General features: G+C 59.6%; 8 protein-coding genes. 6 read left to right on the top strand and 2 right to left on the bottom strand.

Translation table 11 applies throughout. The annotated features are described in order from the left end of the window. Positions 1-87 precede the first annotated feature (87 nt). Positions 88-717, top strand: a complete 630-nt coding sequence (locus ACZZ0G_RS06530; protein WP_129395456.1) for a LysE family translocator — start codon at positions 88-90, stop codon at positions 715-717. 86 nt (positions 718-803) lie between these two features. Here the strand turns inward: ACZZ0G_RS06530 and ACZZ0G_RS06525 are convergent, their stop codons facing one another. Continuing rightward, entirely contained in the window at positions 804-1,568 is a 765-nt protein-coding gene (locus tag ACZZ0G_RS06525; protein ID WP_463558831.1) for an AraC family transcriptional regulator, read from the bottom strand. 85 nt (positions 1,569-1,653) lie between these two features. On the opposite strand from ACZZ0G_RS06525, the gene ACZZ0G_RS06520 reads away from it, so the two are divergent. The 5 genes from ACZZ0G_RS06520 to ACZZ0G_RS06500 all read left to right on the top strand — a co-directional run bounded on the left by ACZZ0G_RS06520 (position 1,654) and on the right by ACZZ0G_RS06500 (position 11,308). Then, positions 1,654-2,838 carry an MFS transporter gene (locus tag ACZZ0G_RS06520; RefSeq protein ID WP_463555658.1) on the top strand — a complete coding sequence of 395 codons (1,185 nt, stop codon included), beginning with the start codon at positions 1,654-1,656 and terminating at the stop codon, positions 2,836-2,838. A 146-nt stretch (positions 2,839-2,984) separates the two neighbouring features. Then, positions 2,985-4,667 (top strand): fatty acid--CoA ligase, encoded by a 1,683-nt coding sequence (locus tag ACZZ0G_RS06515; protein ID WP_108226029.1) that lies wholly within the window; start codon positions 2,985-2,987, stop codon positions 4,665-4,667. 337 nt (positions 4,668-5,004) lie between these two features. Next, on the top strand, positions 5,005-6,894 hold the full coding sequence (locus ACZZ0G_RS06510; RefSeq protein ID WP_463555657.1) for a DUF1302 domain-containing protein: 1,890 nt from the start codon (positions 5,005-5,007) through the stop codon (positions 6,892-6,894). A gap of 27 nt (positions 6,895-6,921) precedes the next feature. Beyond that, the gene (locus tag ACZZ0G_RS06505; protein WP_463394951.1) at positions 6,922-8,286 is read left to right on the top strand and encodes a DUF1329 domain-containing protein; all 1,365 of its coding nucleotides are present in this window, start codon (positions 6,922-6,924) and stop codon (positions 8,284-8,286) included. A gap of 289 nt (positions 8,287-8,575) precedes the next feature. Continuing rightward, entirely contained in the window at positions 8,576-11,308 is a 2,733-nt protein-coding gene (locus tag ACZZ0G_RS06500; RefSeq protein WP_463555656.1) for a LuxR C-terminal-related transcriptional regulator, read from the top strand. An 87-nt stretch (positions 11,309-11,395) separates the two neighbouring features. Here the strand turns inward: ACZZ0G_RS06500 and ACZZ0G_RS06495 are convergent, their stop codons facing one another. After that, on the bottom strand, positions 11,396-19,045 hold the full coding sequence (locus tag ACZZ0G_RS06495; RefSeq protein ID WP_463555655.1) for a M10 family metallopeptidase C-terminal domain-containing protein: 7,650 nt from the start codon (positions 19,043-19,045) through the stop codon (positions 11,396-11,398). Positions 19,046-19,138: the final 93 nt, after the last annotated feature.

Raw genomic sequence — 19,138 nt, 5'->3', positions numbered from 1 at the left:
TGTACCTTTTGTGCTGTGAGCGTTGGGCGTAATCTGCCGAGCCTACCAGATGAAACAAATTGATACGCTTGGCCGAAAGGAGCCCCCATGTACTGGACCGAGTTCTTGACCGTTGCACTGATCCATCTGTTGGCCGTGGCTAGCCCCGGGCCGGACTTTGCCGTGGTGGTGCGCGAGAGCGTGACCCACGGTCGCCGCGCCGGCACCTGGACCGCACTGGGCGTCGGCACGGCGATTTTCCTGCATGTCGGTTATTCGTTGCTGGGGATCGGCCTGATCGTGTCGCAGTCGATCGTGTTGTTCAACGCGTTGAAGTGGGCAGCTGCCGCTTACTTGCTGTACATCGGCTTCAAGGCACTGCGCGCGCAACCGGCGAAAACCGTGACCGATGATCTGCACAAAGAGGCCGGCGTACGCACCGCTCGCGGCGCGTTTACCTCGGGCTTTGTGACCAATGGCCTGAATCCGAAAGCCACGCTGTTCTTCCTGTCGCTGTTCACCGTGGTGATCAACCCGCATACGCCGCTGGCGGTGCAGGCCGGTTACGGGGTTTACCTCGCCGTTGCGACCGCCATCTGGTTCTGCCTGGTGGCGATGCTGTTCAGTCAGCAACGTGTACGCGCCGGTTTCGCCCGTATGGGGCATTGGTTTGATCGCACCATGGGCGCGGTGTTGATTGCTCTCGGCGTGAAAATCGCGTTTACCGAGATGCATTGATCCTGCTAGGTAGGAGCTGCCGAAGGCTGCGATCTTTTGATCTTTTTTCAGGATCAAGATCAAAAGATCGCAGCCTTCGGCAGCTCCTACAGGAGTTCGCTGAGCTTGCTCAGTGTGTTGAGGTAGTCCCGGGGATTCTCTCCGAGCAAACGGCGAAACATCGCGCTGAACGCCCGCGCACTGCCGTAACCCAAATCCTGCGCCACGCGCTGCACGCTGTCCCCGGCGAGCAGCCGGGGCAGGGCCTCCATCAGGCGCAATTGCTGGCGCCAGGCGTTGAAACTCATCTGCAATTGTTGCTGGAACAGCCGCGCCAAGGTGCGTGAGCTGGCGCCAACCTGCTGCGCCCAGTCTTCCAGCGTGTTCGGGTGATCCGGGGTGTGCAGCAGCGCCAGGCAAATGTTTTGCAGACGTCGATCGGTGGGCATCGGAATGTGCAGCGGCAGGTTTTCGAGACTCGCCAGCTCTTCGAGCATCAGTTGCTGGATCAATGGATTGTCGGCGTGCGGCGGCCCTTGCACGGCCCGCAGGATCAGCTCGCGCAGCAGGGGTGTCACGGCCAAAACGCAGCACTGCTGCAGGCCGGCGGGTGACAGTTCCGGCGCGATGAACAACGAGCGCATCTGCACATCGCCGCTCATGAAAATCTCGTGCGCTACCTCGGGCGGAATCCACACCGCGCGGCTCGGCGGAATCACCCATGCACCCGATTGCGTGACCACACGCATGATCCCGCTGACGGCATACAGCAACTGCGCCTCACGATGCAGATGCAACGGCTGGTGCGCGCCATCCAGATAATCCCGTGGATAGGCACTCACCGGGCCGTGTTCAAAGTGGCTGATCAACATGTCTGATTCGATGACTTGCTTGGCAGGAATGCGCTTTACGGTCAACCTAGCATAAACGGCACACAACAACGTAAAGCGTGCCGCCATGAACCAATCCAGAAACGTTATTCGCTACATTAACGCCGCGCATGTGATCGATCACATGTTCATGCTGATTTTCCCCGCCGCCGTGCTCGGCATGACTCAGGCCTTCGGTCTTGATTACGCCGCGCTGATCGGCCTGTCGCTGGGTGGCTTTATTGCTTTCGGCGCTTGTTCGCTACCCGCCGGTTGGCTGGGTGATCACTGGAGTCGGCGGCAGATGATGCTGGTGTTTTTCTTCGGCATCGGCGCCTCGGCGATGTTCACCGGACTGAGCAACAGTCCGACGATGCTGGTGATCGGCCTGACCCTGATCGGCATTTTTGCGGCGATTTACCACCCGGTCGGCACGGCGATGCTGGTGGCTTATGCGCAAAACCGTGGCCGTGAAATCGGTATCAACGGCATGTGGGGCAATCTGGGCGTGGCGTTTTCGGCGCTGATCACCGGGTTGCTGGTGGCGCAGTTCGGCTGGCGTTCGGCGTTTCTGATGCCCGGCGCGGTGGCGATTATGCTGGGCATCGGTTTCGCCTTGCAGGTGCGTGAGGAACCGATTCCGAAGCGCCCGCACACGCCGCTCAAAGGTGCCGCCGGCCAGCGCATTTCGATGCTCATGGTGTTCGGCGTGCTGGCGCTGGCCACCGCCACTGGCGGCGTGGTGTTCAACGCTACCACCATGACTTATCCGAAATTGTTCCAGGAGCGTTTGCATGAGCTGTTCGCCTCGCCGCAAACCCTTGGCGTAGTGGTCAGTCTGGCCTATGCCTTTGGGGCGGTGGCGCAGTTGAGCATTGGCCGAGTGCTGCATCGACTCAGTCTGAAGTGGCCGTTCATTGTTCTGACCCTGTGCCAGGCACCGCTGCTGTTTGCGCTGGCCTATGCCGACGGTTGGGCGGTGATCGCCCTCGGTGCAGCGTTCATGTTTGTAGTGTTCGGGCAGGTAACCGTGAACGATGCGATGGTCGCGAACTTCGTCGCACCGCAATGGCAATCACGGGTATTCGCCCTGCGTTACTGTCTTTCGTTCGGTGCCAGTGCGACGGCGATTCCGCTGATTTCCTATGTCGAACCGCGCCATGGTTTTGTAGGGCTGTACTTGATTCTCGCGGGTTTCGGCGCCTTGACCTTCCTTGCAGCGGTCGTATTCCCACGGACGCCTTCCGAGGAGGCTGTAGGACAAATGGCCTGATCTGAGACGAAAACCGGCAAATGCTGGCGCAAAGCTAGCATTTGTACGGCTTTGCAAATCATTCCTTTGGCTGATTTGGCTGGCGTATAAGGGTTTTAGAGTACCGCTCTCTACGCCAATACCGTGCAGTCAGAAAAGGGATTCTTATGTTGCAGACTCGCGTCATTCCCCCGGCCGATGGGGCCTACCAGTATCCATTGCTGATCAAACGGCTGCTGATGTCCGGCGCCCGTTACGAGAAAACCCGCGAGATCATCTACCGTGACCAGCTGCGCTACAGCTATCCGACGCTGATCGAGCGCGTGGCGCGGTTGGCCAACGTGCTGACGGCGGCCGGTGTGAAGGCCGGTGACACCGTGGCGGTGATGGACTGGGACAGTCACCGTTATCTGGAGTGCATGTTCGCGATACCGATGATTGGCGCGGTGATCCACACCATCAACGTGCGCCTGTCGCCGGAGCAGATCCTCTACACCATGAACCACGCCGAGGACCGCTTTGTGCTGGTCAACAGCGAGTTCGTCGGGCTGTATCAAGCGATCGCACCGCACCTGACCACGGTCGAGAAAACCCTGCTGCTGACTGATCTGCCGGAGAAAACCGCCGATTTGCCGAATCTGGTCGGCGAATACGAGCAACTGCTGGCCGCCGCGAGTCCGCAGTACGACTTCCAGGACTTCGACGAAAACTCTGTCGCCACCACGTTCTACACCACCGGCACCACCGGCAATCCGAAAGGCGTGTATTTCACCCATCGGCAACTGGTGCTGCACACCATGGGCGTGTCGACGATCATGGGTTCGATCGACAGCGTGCGCCTGCTCGGCACCAACGATGTGTACATGCCGATCACGCCGATGTTCCACGTGCATGCCTGGGGCCTGCCATATGTGGCGACCATGCTCGGGCTCAAACAGGTTTACCCGGGCCGCTACGATCCGGAGTTTCTGGTGGAGTTGTGGCGCAAAGAGAAGGTCACGTTCTCCCACTGCGTGCCGACCATTTTGCAAATGCTGCTTAACGCCAAAGGTGCGCAGGGCACCGATTTTGGCGGCTGGAAAATTGTCATTGGCGGCAGCGCACTCAACCGCACCTTGTACGAAACCGCGAAGGCCCGTGGCATTCAGCTCACCGCCGCCTACGGCATGTCGGAAACCGGCCCGCTGGTGTCCTGTGCTCACCTCAATGACGAGCTGATGGCCGGCACCGAAGATGAACGCACCACTTATCGAATCAAGGCCGGTGTGCCGGGGCCGCTGGTGGAAGCGGCGATTGTCGACGCCGAGGGTAATTTCCTCCCGGCCGACGGCGAGACTCAGGGCGAGCTGGTACTGCGCGCGCCATGGCTCACCGAAGGCTATTTCAACGAACCGCAGAAGGGCGCCGAGCTCTGGGCTGGCGGCTGGCTGCACACCGGCGACGTCGCCACGCTCGACAGCATGGGCGTGATCGACATCCGTGACCGCATCAAGGACGTGATCAAGACCGGCGGCGAGTGGATCTCTTCGCTGGACCTCGAAGACCTGATCAGCCGTCACGTCGCGGTACGCGAAGTAGCAGTGGTGGGCATCGCCGATCCGCAGTGGGGCGAGCGTCCGTTTGCCTTGCTGGTGATCCGCGAAGGGCACGTGATCGGGGCGCGCGAGCTCAAGGAACACCTCAAGCCGTTCGTGGAATTGGGCCACCTGAGCAAGTGGGCGATTCCGAGTCAGATCGCCCTTGTTACCGAAATTCCCAAGACCAGCGTCGGCAAGCTCGACAAGAAGCGCATCCGCCTTGACATCACCGAATGGCAGGCCAACAACAGCACCTTCCTCTCGACACTTTAAGTGTCTGCTGGCGCGCCGAAAACGGCGCGCCAGACCCACCAAGCAAGCGCTTGGCTTGTGAAATCGAAAAATTAGGCCATCCTTGCCGTGCCGACATCTGTCGGACTGGCGAAAGGACTGTTCCAGAGTGGTCGGCAGCTGCAAATCACACTTTAGAGGGATCAAGCGGTACCACCTGCTGGCTATAGTCCGCTCAAGGATTTTTAAGAACGGGGCACACGCACAAAACGGGGCGATGCATCTTTGGAGTGATTTCGGGTTGTCTCTGGCACCCGGTCCTTCGGACGTTTTTAAAAGTACTCACTGCCATAACAATAATGCACATGGAGTAGCGTCGATGACCTCAGTAAACCAGTTCTGGCGCCGGGCGAAACTGCCTCTGGCAGTCAGTCTTGCCTCTTCGCTCGCCGGGCCCGCATTCGGCGTCAGTTTCAACGTCGGTGAAATCGAAGGCCAGTTCGACTCGTCCTTGTCGATCGGTGCCAGTTGGTCTACTCAGAGCCCGAACAAGAACCTCATCGGCGTCAACAACGGCGGCCACGGTCTGTCGCAGACGTCCGACGATGGTCACGCCAACTTCAAGAGCGGTGAAACCTTTTCGAAGATCTTCAAGGGTATCCATGACCTTGAACTGAAATACGGCGACACCGGTGTGTTCGTCCGTGGCAAATACTGGTACGACTTCGAACTGAAGGACGAGAGCCGCCAGTTCAAAGACATCAGCGACAGCAACCGCAAAGAGGGCGCCAAGTCCTCCGGCGGGCAGATCCTCGACGCCTTCGTCTATCACAACTACGCGATCGCCGATCAGCCTGGCTCCGTGCGCTTGGGCAAGCAGGTGGTGAGCTGGGGTGAAAGTACCTTCATCGGCGGCGGCATCAACTCGATCAACCCGATCGACGTCTCCGCGTTCCGCCGTCCGGGTGCCGAAATCAAGGAAGGCCTGATTCCGGTCAACATGTTCTATGTGTCGCAGAGCCTGACCGAAAACCTTTCGGCTGAAGCGTTCTACCAGCTGGAATGGGACCAGACCGTCGTCGACAATTGCGGCACGTTCTTCTCTCAGCCGGACATCGTTGCGGATGGCTGCGACAGCAATCTGCGCGTGCTGAACAAGCGTTCGCAGATTCCGGCGATTGCCTTGGGGCCTCTGGCGGGCGCAGGCGTCGATGTCAACCAGGAAGGCGTGCTGGTACGCCGTGGCCCGGATCGCGATGCCCGCGACAGCGGTCAGTGGGGCGCGTCCCTCAAATACATGTTCGAGCCACTCGATACCGAGTTCGGCGCCTACTTCATGAATTACCACAGCCGTGCGCCGATCTTCAGTGCGACAGGTGCGCCGCAGTCTACCTACAACACTGCCGCCTCGCTGCCGGGGCCGTTTGCCGCGCTCGCGCCACTGCTGGTAGCGGGCAACTCGAACTACTTCATTGAATACCCTGAAGACATTCGCCTTTACGGTCTGAGCTTCTCCACCACCCTGCCTACCGGTACGGCGTGGAGCGGTGAGATCAGCTACCGTCCGAACGCGCCGGTGCAACTGAACTCCACCGACATTCTGTTCGCTGGCGTACGTCCTCTGGGCGGTGCGCTGACCAACGCTTCGCTGCTCACAGGCGTGCCGGGCCAGGATCTGCATGGCTACGAGCGCAAGGAAATTACCCAGATCCAGACAACGTTCACGCACTTCTTCGACCAGGTCATGGGCGCCAGCCGTCTGACCCTCGTCGGTGAAGTCGGCGCGACCTACGTCGGTGGCCTGGAAAGCCGTTCCGAGAAGCGTTATGGCCGCGATCCGGTGTATGGCCCGGGCGAGTTGCCAGCCACCGGCACAACCAACACCTGCGCCAACATCCTCAACGCCAGCACCATCAACGGTGCAGGGCCAGGGTCGCCGCAGAACAACCGCAGCCGCAATTGCGACAACGACGGCTTCACCACTTCGATGTCGTGGGGCTACCGTGGTCGCGCCATCTGGGAATACAACGACGTCTTCGCCGGTGTGAACCTCAAGCCGAACGTGGCCTGGTCCCACGACGTCAGCGGCTACTCGCCAGGCCCTGGCGGCAACTTCGAGGAAGGTCGCAAAGCGGTCAGCCTCGGCGTCGATGCCGAATACCAGAACACCTACACCGCGAGCCTGGCTTACACCAACTTCTTCGACGGCAAGTACACCACCGTGGATGATCGCGACTTCGTTGCGCTCAGCTTCGGCGTGAACTTCTAAGCACTGCATTTCAGGACGAACGAATTTATGAAAATAACAAAGAGTCTGTTCCACGCCGGTGTTCTGGGCCTGTCGCTGCTGGCGACCGGCGTCATGGCCGCCGTGCCTGCTGCCGAAGCCGACAAACTGGGCAAGAGCCTGACGCCGATGGGCGCCGAAATGGCCGGTAACGCCGACGGTTCGATCCCGGCGTGGAAGCCGCTGCCGAAGAACGCCGGCTCGGTCGACAGCAAGGGGTTCCTGTCCAACCCCTACGCCAGTGAGCAACCGCTGTTCACCATCACCGCGAAAGACGTCGACAAGTACAAGGACAAGCTGGCGCCAGGTCAGTACGCGATGTTCAAGCGCTACCCTGAAACCTTCAAGATGCCGGTCTATCCGTCCCATCGCGGTGCGACCGTGCCGGATGACGTATTCGCCGCCATCAAGAAAAACGCCACCACCACCAACCTGGTGTCCGGCGGCAACGGTCTGGAAAACTTCGATACCGCGGTGCCTTTCCCGATTCCGAAAACCGGTGTGGAAGTCATCTGGAACCACATCACCCGCTATCGCGGCGGCAGCGTGACCCGTCTGGTGACCCAGGCCACGCCGCAACCCAACGGCTCGTACAGCCTGGTGTACTTCCAGGATCAGTTCGTGTTCCGCGACAAAATGAAGGACTACGATCCGGCGAATCCGGGCAACATCCTGTTCTACTTCAAGCAGAAAGTGACCGCGCCGGCGCGTCTGGCCGGTGGTGTGCTGCTGGTGCACGAAACCCTCGACCAGGTGAAAGAGCCACGTTCAGCGTGGGTCTACAACGCCGGCCAGCGTCGTGTACGTCGTGCGCCACAAGTGTCCTATGACGGTCCGGGTACCGCGGCGGATGGTCTGCGTACCTCCGACAACCTCGACATGTTCAACGGTGCACCCGATCGCTACGACTGGAAGCTCGAAGGCAAGAAAGAGATGTACATCGCCTCCGACAGCTACAAACTCGACGATCCGAAACTGAAGTACGCCGACATCATCAAGGCCGGCCACATCAACCAGGATCTGGCGCGTTACGAGCTGCGCCGCGTCTGGCATGTGGTTGCCACCCTGAAGGAAGGTCAGCGTCACATCTACGCCAAACGTGACTTCTACATCGACGAAGACACTTGGCAAGCAGCCGTGATCGACCACTACGACGGTCGTGGTCAACTGTGGCGCGTCGCTGAAGCGCATGCCGAGAACTACTACGACAAGCAAGTGCCGTGGTACGCGCTGGAAACCCTCTACGACCTGCAGTCCGGCCGTTATCTGGCACTGGGCATGAAGAACGAAGAGAAACAGGCGTATGACTTCGGTTTCACCGCTACCACCAGCGATTTCACCCCGGCCGCACTGCGTCAGGATGGCGTCCGCTAACCCGCTGTAACCCGAGGCCGCATCCTCGTGAAAACGCCCCGACTGGTTCGGGGCGTTTTTTTGCTTTTGTAGGAGCTGCCGAAGGCTGCGATCTTTTGACTTTGACTTTTCAACGGCAAAAGCCAGATCAAAAGATCGCAGCCTTCGGCAGCTCCTACAGGGGGGGAGCCACAGGAGGGTGTAGTCTTTTTGTAGCCATTTGTAGCAGCAACCTTCATAACCGGTTCGTTTAAGGCTAGTCTGCGGACATCTGCAACGCCGCCAACAGCAATTCGAACAAGAGCCGGCCATGACTGATCTGTCCCCACTTCCGGGTCCCGCAAGCGTTGCCGTCGCGGCACTGGACGGGCGTTTTTTTCGCCCGCCATTGCCCGACGGCTATGTCTTGCGACCACGCCTTTGCGAGCGCCTGCAGGCCGGGCTCGGTGGGCGGCTGTTGCTGGTCAGCGCTCCCGCCGGGTTCGGCAAGAGCTCGCTGGCGGTGGAGTTCTGTCAGAGTCTGCCGGCGCACTGGCAAAGCCTCTGGCTGGGCCTGAGTCCGCGCGACAGTGACCCCGGGCGCTTTCTCGAACGTTTGCTCGAAGGCTTGCAGGACTATTTTCCGCAACTGGGCAGTCGCGCACTCGGCCTGCTGAAAATGCGCCAACGCCATCAGCCCTTTGCCTTCGAAGAATGGCTCGACGGCTTGCTCGATGAACTCACTCTGCACCTCGACCCCGCCGCGCCGCTGCTGCTGGTGCTCGATGATTACCATCTCGCCCAAGGCCCGGTGCTTGACCGTTGCCTGCAGTTTTTCCTCAATCATCTGCCCGATGGCTTGCTGGTGATGGTCACCAGTCGCCAGCGCCCGGACTGGCATCTGGCGCGTTTGCGTCTGTCCCGGCAGTTGCTGGAGTTGCATGAACAGGATCTGCGCCTGACCCACGACGAAGCCTTGACCTTGCTCGATCGCCACAGCAGCTCACTACGCGGTGAAGCCCTGGAAAACCTCATCCAGCGCAGCGAAGGCTGGGTCGCCGGTTTGCGTTTCTGGCTGCTGGCGGTATCCGAAGCCGGCAGCGATTCGGCATTGCCGCAAGCGTTGAACGGCGGGGAAGGGCTGATCCGTGATTATCTGCTTGAAGAGGTCATCGATTGCCTGCCTGCCGAAGTGCAGGCTTTTCTCTACGACACGGCACCGCAAGAGCGTTTTTGCAGCGAACTCTGCGACGCCGTGCGCGAAGCCCATGACAGTGCCGAGATCCTGCGTTTCCTGTTAGCCCATCAGGTCTTTCTGGTGCCACTGGACGAGCACGGTCACTGGTATCGCTATCATCATTTGTTCTCGGATCTGTTGCGCAGCCGGCCGATTGCGCAGGCGATGGTGCCGACGGCCACGCTGCACCTGCGCGCCTGTCGCTGGTTCAACGCGCAGGGTCTGCTGGATGAGGCGGTAGAACAGGCGCTGCGCGCCGGTCACCACGATGTCGCAGCGAATCTGGTGCAGAACCTCTCCGAGGAGCAACTGCTGGCCGAACAGAACGTCGGTATGCTGCTGCGCTGGAAAATGGACTTGCCCGATAGCCTGTTGATCAGTACCCCGCGCTTGATCGTGTTGTACAGCTGGGCGCTGGGGCTGGCCTGTCAGCTCGATGCCGCGGAAGAGTTGTCCAGCCATCTGAGCCGCTTCCTGCCGGCACCTTCAGCCACCGCGCAGAAGTCGATGCTCGCGCAATGGCTGGCACTGAGTGGAATCATTGCCCGTGGCCGTGGCCATCGGGAGTTGACACTCAGGTATTGCAGCGAAGCTTTGGAAAGTCTGCCGGCTAAACGCTATGGCCAACGGCTGATGTGTTTATCGACCTTGTCCAATCTGGCCATTGCCGATGGCGATCTGTGGCGCGCCCGGGGCCTTAACCGCGAATCGCTGGAGCTGGCACAACGTGTCGGCAATCCGTTGTTCGAAGCGTTGGCGCACTACGATCGTGCGCGGGTGTTGCAGTCTCGGGGCGAAATTCTGCGCGCACTCGATGAGGTCCATCAGGGGCTGGAGCGCTTGCGCGGTTTGTCGCCACAACGCCTGTACGCGGTGCGCGCACGGCTGACGTTGTACGAGGGTTTTCTGCTGGCGATGCGCTTGCAGCCTCAGGCGGCACGGGCGCGGTTGCTGGCCGGGATCGGCGAGGCACGGGCCTGTCGCGATATCAGCGTATTGATCGGTCACTGTGTGATCGCCCGCCTGGACGGCAGCAGTGGCGAGTTTGCCAAGGCCTTTGCCGAACTCGCCGAAGCCGAACGTCTGATGCACATCTGGGATGTGCCGCCGATCTACTATCTGGCAATGATCACGCTGGTCAAATGTGAGTTGTGGCTGGCGCAGGGCCGCACTGATCTGGCCGAGGCGTGGCTTGCGCGGCTGGGGCAGACTTATACGGGCGAACGTGCTGCCGCACCGCCAGAGTTTCATCCGCAGTTGCCTTTGCATGTTGAACTGCAACAGGCGTTGCTGGACATGATTCAAGGGCAACCCATGCTCGCCGAAGGGCGGTTGAACGTGTTGCATGAAAACGGTCAGCGAACCGGCCGCCAGTTGCTCAGTGTGATGGCGCTGACACAGAAAGTGGCATTGCTGCTGGCGGGCGGGCGCGAACCGGAAGCCCGCAAGGCATTGAGCCAGGCTTTGGAGGTGGCGGTCGGCGGTGTACTGCAGCCATTCGATGCCTTGCTCAAGGAGCACCCGGACTGGTTGCGCGGGCAATTGCTGACTTCTCACGGCTTGGCTGGCCAGCAATTGCTCGAGCATTTGCCGGCAGTTGCACCGCGGCAGATGCTCGAGTCGGCTGTCACCGAACAGCTCAGCAGTCGCGAACTGGCCGTACTGCGGTTGATTGCCCAGGGTTGTTCGAACCAGGAAATCAGCGAGCAATTGTTCATTTCGCTGCACACCGTGAAAACCCACGCCAGTCATATCAACAGCAAGCTGGGGGTTGAGCGGCGGACGCAGGCAGTGGCGCGGGCCAAAGAGCTGGGCCTGTTGGCCTAGGAAATAAAAAACGTGGACAAAAAAAACACCCCGCGATGGCGGGGTGTTTTCATTTTTCAGCTTCGAATGTTTCAGGCAGCTAAGGGATCAGACGATGACGTCGTTCGCACTGAGCGAGTTGACGCCCACCACTTGCACTTCGAAGTGCCCCCCAGCGTCTGCGCTCAGGTTGCCCGACAGGACGTTATCTGCAAAACGCAGTTGCCCCAGCCCGGTGAATTCATTGGAGCCAATGAACGTCAAGTGTTGGTAGCCGAGGGTCATCGGGTCAATGTCGAATTTGGAGAAATCGATTTTGTCCCCTTCCAGAGCGTTGAAATCGGCAATGACGTTCTGCGAGGAGCTTGTTCCGAATTCCTTTCCGAGATTGATCATGTTAGTGATGGCAAAGGTGTCAGCCCCGGTACCGCCCGTCAACGTGCTATGTCCCCACCCACCGTACAGTGTGTCGTTTCCTTCCCCACCGAACAGTTTGTCGGTTCCGCCATTGCCGCCGAGTACGTTGTTGCCGGCGTTCCCCGTCAGAATGTTATCGAGGTTGTTGCCCCACATTGTCAGGTCTGCGCTGCCGAGCAGGGTGCCGTCCTCGACGTAATCCGAAAGGTTGTAGTCGACCGAAGTGCGGATCAGGTCGTGACCGCCATTCTGGAACTCGAAGATGAGGTCATTGACGTTATCCACAATAAAGATATCGTCGCCGCCCTCGCCAATCATGCGATCAGCGCCGAGACCGCCCGACAGGATGTTGTTGCCATCGTTGCCGTGCAAGACGTTTTCCAGGGCATTACCTGTCAGATTCAGGTTGGCACTGCCAATCATCTGACCATCTTCGACGTTGTCCGCCAGTGTGTAGTCGATGCTGGTGTTGACGGTATCAATCCCCTCATCCGCGAGTTCAACGATAACGTCGTTGATGTTATCCACGTTGTAGACGTCATGCCCGGCTCCACCAATCATGGTGTCTGCGCCTAGCCCGCCATCGATGTAGTTGGTGGCGGAGTTGCCTGTGATGGTGTTGTCCAGCGCATTGCCGGTGAGTGCACCCCATGTGTCGCCAAACATCGTCAAGTCTTCGACATTGGCGCCGAGGGTGTAGCTGATACTGGTTCTGACCAGATCATGCCCTTCGCCGATCTGCTCGATCGCGACATCGTTGATGTTATCCACAATGTATATGTCATTACCGGCACCACCGATCAAGGTATCGGCACCGGCACCGCCATCGAGCGTGTTGTTGCCGGCGTTGCCAGTCAGCACGTTGTTTTTTTCGCTGCCCGTACCATTGAGGTTTTCGCTACCGGCAAGGGTGAGATTTTCAATGGAGCTGTCCAGGGTGTAGTCGATGGACGCAATCACCTGATCGACGTCGTTGGGCATGGCACCCATATCAATAATGAAGTCAAAGGCATCATCGACATAATAAGTGTCGGAACCAGATCCCCCCATCATCAGGTCATGGCCCTGTCCCCCGTCGAGGATGTCATCACCGGCACCGCCTTCGAGGGTGTTATTGCCGCTGTTGCCCGTGAGTATGTTGTTCAGGCTGTTGCCGGTGCCGTTAATGCTGGCGGTCCCGGTCAGGACCAGGTTTTCCAGATTGGCACCCAGTGTCCAGTTGATCGACGAACGCACGGTATCGATCTCGTTGGCCAGGGTGCTGGTTTCGCTGATGGTGTCGCCGACGTTGTCGACGACGTAAGTGTCGTTGCCCAAGCCACCTATCAGGGTGTCGGCACCGAGGCCGCCGTCGAGGTAGTTGTCGCCAGCGTTACCGGTCATGCGGTTGGCCACATTACTGCCGATGCCGCGCAGGTTGGCCGTGCCGACGAACAGCAGATTCTCGACGTTGGCACCGAGGGTGTAGTCGATGGAGGAGAAGACCCGGTCATAAGCGGTAGGCGAGGCGTCGGTTTCGATGATCACATCGCCGATGTTGTCGACGTAGTAGGTATCGACACCATCGCCACCGATCATGGTGTCGGCGCCAATACCGCCATCGAGGGTGTCGTCACCGGCGCCACCGTCGAGGATGTTGTTGCCGCTGTTGCCCGTGATCAGGTTGTTCAGGCTGTTACCGGTGCCGTTGAGATTGTCGTTGCCGGTCAGGACCAGGTTTTCCAGATTGGCACCCAGTGTCCAGTTGATCGACGAACGCACGGTATCGATCTCGTTGGCCAGGGTGCTGGTTTCGCTGATGGTGTCGCCGACGTTGTCGACGACGTAAGTGTCGTTGCCCAAGCCACCTATCAGGGTGTCGGCACCGAGGCCGCCGTCCAGGTAGTTGTCGCCGGCGTTGCCGGTCATGCGGTTGGCGACGTCGCTGCCGATGCCGCGCAGGTTGGCCGTGCCGACAAACAGCAGGTTCTCGACGTTGCCGCCGAGGGTGTAGTCGATGGAGGAGAAGACCCGGTCGTAGGCGGTAGGCGAAGCATCGGTTTCGATGATCACGTCACCGACGTTATCGACGTAGTAGGTATCGACGCCGGCACCACCGATCATGATGTCGGCGCCGAGGCCGCCATTGAGGGTGTTGTCGCCATCGTTGCCGGTGAGGCTGTTGTTGAGTTCGTTGCCGGTGCCATTGATGGCGTTGCCGGTGAGGATAAGGTTTTCCAGGTTGGCGCTCAGTGTCCAGTCCACCGAGGCGCGCACAGTGTCGATCTCGCTGGCCAGGGTGCTGGTTTCGCTGATGCTGTCGCCCAGATTGTCGACGATGTAGGTGTCGTTGCCTGCTCCGCCGACCAGGCTGTCTGCACCGGCGCCACCGTCAAGGATGTTGTTGCCGCTGTTGCCCGTGATCAGGTTGTTCAGGCTGTTGCCGGTGCCGTTGAGATTGTCGTTGCCGGCCAGGAACAGGTATTCCAGGTTCGTGCCCAGGGTCCAGTTGATCGACGACCAGACAGTGTCGATCTCATAGGCCAGAGCGCCGTTTTCGCTGATGGTGTCACCGGCGTTGTCGACGATGTAAGTGTCGTAGCCGGCACCGCCGATCAGCGTATCGGCACCCAGCCCGCCGTTCAGGGTGTCATTGCCGGCGCCGCCGTCGAGGATGTTGTTGCCGCTGTTGCCGGTCAGGCTGTTGTTCAGCTCGTTACCGGTGCCGTTGAGGTTGGCGGTGCCGGCCAGGAACAGGTTTTCCAGGTTGGCGCTCAGGGTCCAGTTGAGCGAGGCCCAGACGGTGTCGATCTCGCTGCTCAAAGTGCTGGTTTCACTGATGATGTCGCCAGCGTTATCGACCACATAAGTGTCGTTGCCCAGCCCGCCTATCAGGGTGTCGGCACCGAGACCACCGTCCAGGTAGTTGTCGCCGGCGTTGCCGGTCATGCGGTTGGCGACGTCGCTGCCGATGCCGCGCAGGTTGGCCGTGCCGACAAACAGCAGGTTCTCGACGTTGCCGCCGAGGGTGTAGTCGATGGAGGAGAAGACCCGGTCGTAGGCGGTAGGCGAAGCATCGGTTTCGATGATCACGTCACCGACGTTATCGACGTAGTAGGTATCGACGCCGGCACCACCGATCATGATGTCGGCGCCGAGGCCGCCATTGAGGGTGTTGTCGCCATCGTTGCCGGTGAGGCTGTTGTTGAGTTCGTTGCCGGTGCCGTTGATGGCGTTGCCGGTGAGGATAAGGTTTTCCAGGTTGGCGCTCAGTGTCCAGTCCACCGAGGCGCGCACAGTGTCGATCTCGCTGGCCAGGGTGCTGGTTTCGCTGATGGTGTCGCCGACGTTGTCGACGACGTAAGTGTCGTTGCCCAAGCCACCTATCAGGCTGTCGGCACCGGCGCCACCGTCAAGGATGTTGTTGCCGCTGTTGCCCGTGATCAGGTTGTTCAGGCTGTTACCGGTGCCGTTGAGATTGTCGTTGCCGGTCAGGACCAGGTTTTCCAGATTGGCACCCAGTGTCCAGTTGATCGACGAACGCACGGTATCGATCTCGTTGGCCAAGGTGCTGGTTTCGCTGATGGTGTCGCCGACGTTGTCGACGACGTAAGTGTCGTTGCCCAAGCCACCTATCAGGGTGTCGGCACCGAGACCGCCGTCCAGGTAGTTGTCGCCGGCGTTGCCGGTCATGCGGTTGGCGACGTCGCTGCCGATGCCGCGCAGGTTGGCCGTGCCGACAAACAGCAGGTTCTCGACGTTGCCGCCGAGGGTGTAGTCGATGGAGGAGAAGACCCGGTCGTAGGCGGTAGGCGAAGCATCGGTTTCGATGATCACGTCACCGACGTTATCGACGTAGTAGGTATCGACGCCGGCACCACCGATCATGATGTCGGCGCCGAGGCCGCCATTGAGGGTGTTGTCGCCATCGTTGCCGGTGAGGCTGTTGTTGAGTTCGTTGCCGGTGCCATTGATGGCGTTGCCGGTGAGGATAAGGTTTTCCAGGTTGGCGCTCAGTGTCCAGTCCACCGAGGCGCGCACAGTGTCGATCTCGCTGGCCAGGGTGCTGGTTTCGCTGATGCTGTCGCCCAGATTGTCGACGATGTAGGTGTCGTTGCCTGCTCCGCCGACCAGGCTGTCTGCACCGGCGCCACCGTCAAGGATGTTGTTGCCGCTGTTGCCCGTGATCAGGTTGTTCAGGCTGTTGCCGGTGCCGTTGAGATTGTCGTTGCCGGCCAGGAACAGGTATTCCAGGTTCGTGCCCAGGGTCCAGTTGATCGACGACCAGACAGTGTCGATCTCATAGGCCAGAGCGCCGTTTTCGCTGATGGTGTCACCGGCGTTGTCGACGATGTAAGTGTCGTAGCCGGCACCGCCGATCAGCGTATCGGCACCCAGCCCGCCGTTCAGGGTGTCATTGCCGGCGCCGCCGTCGAGGATGTTGTTGCCGCTGTTGCCGGTCAGGCTGTTGTTCAGCTCGTTACCGGTGCCGTTGAGGTTGGCGGTGCCGGCCAGGAACAGGTTTTCCAGGTTGGCGCTCAGGGTCCAGTTGAGCGAGGCCCAGACGGTGTCGATCTCGCTGCTCAAAGTGCTGGTTTCACTGATGGTGTCGCCAGCGTTATCGACCACATAAGTGTCGTTGCCCAGCCCGCCTATCAGGGTGTCGGCACCGAGACCACCGTCCAGGTAGTTGTCGCCGGCGTTGCCGGTCATGCGGTTGGCGACGTCGCTGCCGATGCCGCGCAGGTTGGCCGTGCCGACGAACAGCAGGTTCTCGACGTTGCCGCCGAGGGTGTAGTCGATGGAGGAGAAGACCCGGTCGTAGGCGGTAGGCGAAGCATCGGTTTCGATGATCACGTCACCGACGTTATCGACGTAGTAGGTATCGACGCCGGCACCACCGATCATGGTGTCGGCGCCGAGGCCACCATTGAGGGTGTTGTCGCCGCCGTTGCCTGTCAGGACGTTGTTGAGGTCGTTGCCTTCGAGGTTGATTGCGGCATTGCCGAGCAGCGAAGCATCCTCAATGTTCGCGCTCAGTGCGTAACTCACCGAAGACCGGACGACATCGTAGCCCTCGTTGGCCAGCTCCACGACCAGATCGCTGGCATCGTCGACGATATAGGTGTCGTTGCCCAGGCCACCGATCAACGTGTCCGCGCCGTAACCACCATCAAGTATGTTGTTGCCGATGTTGCCGGTAATGCGGTTATCGCTGTAGTTGCCTGTGCCTCTGAGGTCACTCGAACCCATGAGGAAAAGGGCTTCGAGGTTAACGTCGAGCGTGAAGTTGGCCGATGAGTAGACCTGGTCATAATCGTTGGTCCAGCCTTCGACGACGACGTCGGCGGAATTGTCGACCATGTAGATGTCGTTGCCATCGCCACCGATCAGGGTGTCGGCACCCACGCCCCCGTCGAGGATGTTGTCGCCGGTGTTGCCTGTCAGCACGTTATTGAGTTCGTTGCCGCTGAGATTGATGGCGGCATCGCCCAGCAGTTGTCCGTCTTCCAGATTGGCACCCAGCGTATAGGTGACATAACTGCGTACCTGGTCGCGGCCCTCGTTGGCCAGTTCAACCAGCGTATCTTCCAGGCCGTTGATCACGTAGGTGTCATTGCCCGCGCCGCCCGTCAGGGTGTTGGCGAATGCATTGCCGGTCAGCACGTTGTCCCGGGCGTTGCCCTGGATGTCGAACGCCCCGTTACCGTTCACGGTGACGTTTTCAAAGTTGCCCAGCGCGCTGCTGTTCAAATTGATGAGGGTGTTGGTCTGCACGCTGTAATTGAGGATCAGCGTGTCATTGCCTTCGTTCGCATTCTCTTTGGCCAGGTCCAGTTCGCCGGCCTGGTCGATGACATAGGCATCGTTACCGGCACCGCCGATCAGGGTGTCCAGGCCCGCCAGGCCATCGAGTACGTTATCACTGGCGTTGCCGGTCAGAACGTTGTCAAGGCTGTTACCCGTGGCGTTGACGTTGCCACTGCCGAGGAGTTCGAGGTTTTCCAGATTGTTGCCCAGGCCCCAGCTTACCGAGGCGCGCACAGTGTCGATCTCGCTGGCCAGGGTGCTGGTCTCGAGAATGATGTCGCCGGCGTTGTCGACCACATAGATGTCGTTACCGGTCCCGCCAATCAGCGTGTCGGCGCCACCATAACCGTCGAGCAGGTTATTGCCGGCATTACCAGTGATGACGTTGTTTCCGTCGTTGCCATAGCCATTGATGCTGGCATTGGTCAGCAGTGTGAGGTTTTCGACGTTGGTGTTGATGTAGAGGCTGTAGCTGGTCGTGGAAAAAACCGAATCGACCTCACTGGCCGAGGTACCTGTTTCGTAGATCCGGTCATCCCGGTTGTCGACGTAGTAGGTGTCGTTGCCGGCGCCGCCGTACATCGTGTCGACACCTGTGCCACCGTCGAGAACGTTGTCCAGGTCGTTGCCGCGCAGGATGTCGTTGAAATTCGAACCAATGGCATTTTCGATCTTGGCGCCATAGGCGATGCCCAGGCCGCTGTTGAAGACAGAGCCACCGGTGAGATTGGGCAACCCGATGGTGCTGTAGGTGCCTTCATTGAGGTTGATATCGACCTTCGCGGCCTGAGAGCTGGCATCGATCGTGTCGTTGCCGCCAGCGTCCCAGATGGTTTCGAAGACCGGTTCGTAAGCTTTCCACTTGTAGACGTTGTCGCCAGTCTGCCAACTCATGTTGGCGCCGTACAACGCCTGTATGGCGAGGATGTCCAGCACCATCGGCGTCATGGGTTGATAGGAGTAGCTGTTGTTGTAGCTCATGACCGTGAACTGGACGTCGTCCAGTGCTGGGTTGAGGATCGTCGGGTTCCCCAAGGTGCCGGAAAATGGATGCTTGAGGCCTAGTGCATGACCTATTTCGTGGATGAAGGTCATGTAGTCATAAGTACCCTTGGTGGCGTACTCGGTAGTCGGATCACCGATCCACACGTCACCGCCGCGCGGGACATTGGAGGGTGTGTACGCCCAGGCAGCTGCCTCGTTGCCCATCAAGCCATAACCACCGAACCGCAGGTCGCCAACGTTGGAGATATCGTCGGTAGTCTGGGTGAAGGTGATGTTGGCGACGGCGCTCCAGGTGGCCAGCGCATTGATGATGCCGCTTTTCTGACTGTCGGACAGCTTGTAGATGGCGTTGTATTCGTTATCGGCACTGTAGTTGGTGGCGAAGTACGAAGTGCCTGGTTCGATAAAGCTGTAGGTCAGTTGAGTCGGGCCATCGAATGGCCAATTGACGCCGGCCCAATAGGTTCCTGAAAGCAAGCTGTCGAGCGCATTGACGCCTGTCAATTTGGACGAAAGGCTGAAAGTAATTCCGGTTGGACTCGGCATGCGATTTTCCTGAGTGCTATGCGGCCCTTCCCGAATGCGACCGCTACAAGTGCGCGATTTTGCATCAGAAACGTTACGAGTGACATCACTTGG

The organism is Pseudomonas sp. AC169, assembly GCF_979258515.1.
This window is presented reverse-complemented; position numbering and strand designations above follow the sequence as displayed.

Excerpts from the sequence above, each read along its gene's own strand:
- ACZZ0G_RS06500 (WP_463555656.1), top strand. The coding sequence starts at position 8,576 with ATGACTGATCTGTCCCCACTTCCGGGTCCCGCAAGCGTTGCCGTCGCG.
- ACZZ0G_RS06505 (WP_463394951.1), top strand. The coding sequence starts at position 6,922 with ATGAAAATAACAAAGAGTCTGTTCCACGCCGGTGTTCTGGGCCTGTCG.
- ACZZ0G_RS06530 (WP_129395456.1), top strand. The coding sequence starts at position 88 with ATGTACTGGACCGAGTTCTTGACCGTTGCACTGATCCATCTGTTGGCC.
- ACZZ0G_RS06515 (WP_108226029.1), top strand. The coding sequence starts at position 2,985 with ATGTTGCAGACTCGCGTCATTCCCCCGGCCGATGGGGCCTACCAGTAT.
- ACZZ0G_RS06510 (WP_463555657.1), top strand. The coding sequence starts at position 5,005 with ATGACCTCAGTAAACCAGTTCTGGCGCCGGGCGAAACTGCCTCTGGCA.
- ACZZ0G_RS06495 (WP_463555655.1), bottom strand. The coding sequence starts at position 19,045 with ATGCCGAGTCCAACCGGAATTACTTTCAGCCTTTCGTCCAAATTGACA.
- ACZZ0G_RS06525 (WP_463558831.1), bottom strand. The coding sequence starts at position 1,568 with ATGTTGATCAGCCACTTTGAACACGGCCCGGTGAGTGCCTATCCACGG.
- ACZZ0G_RS06520 (WP_463555658.1), top strand. The coding sequence starts at position 1,654 with ATGAACCAATCCAGAAACGTTATTCGCTACATTAACGCCGCGCATGTG.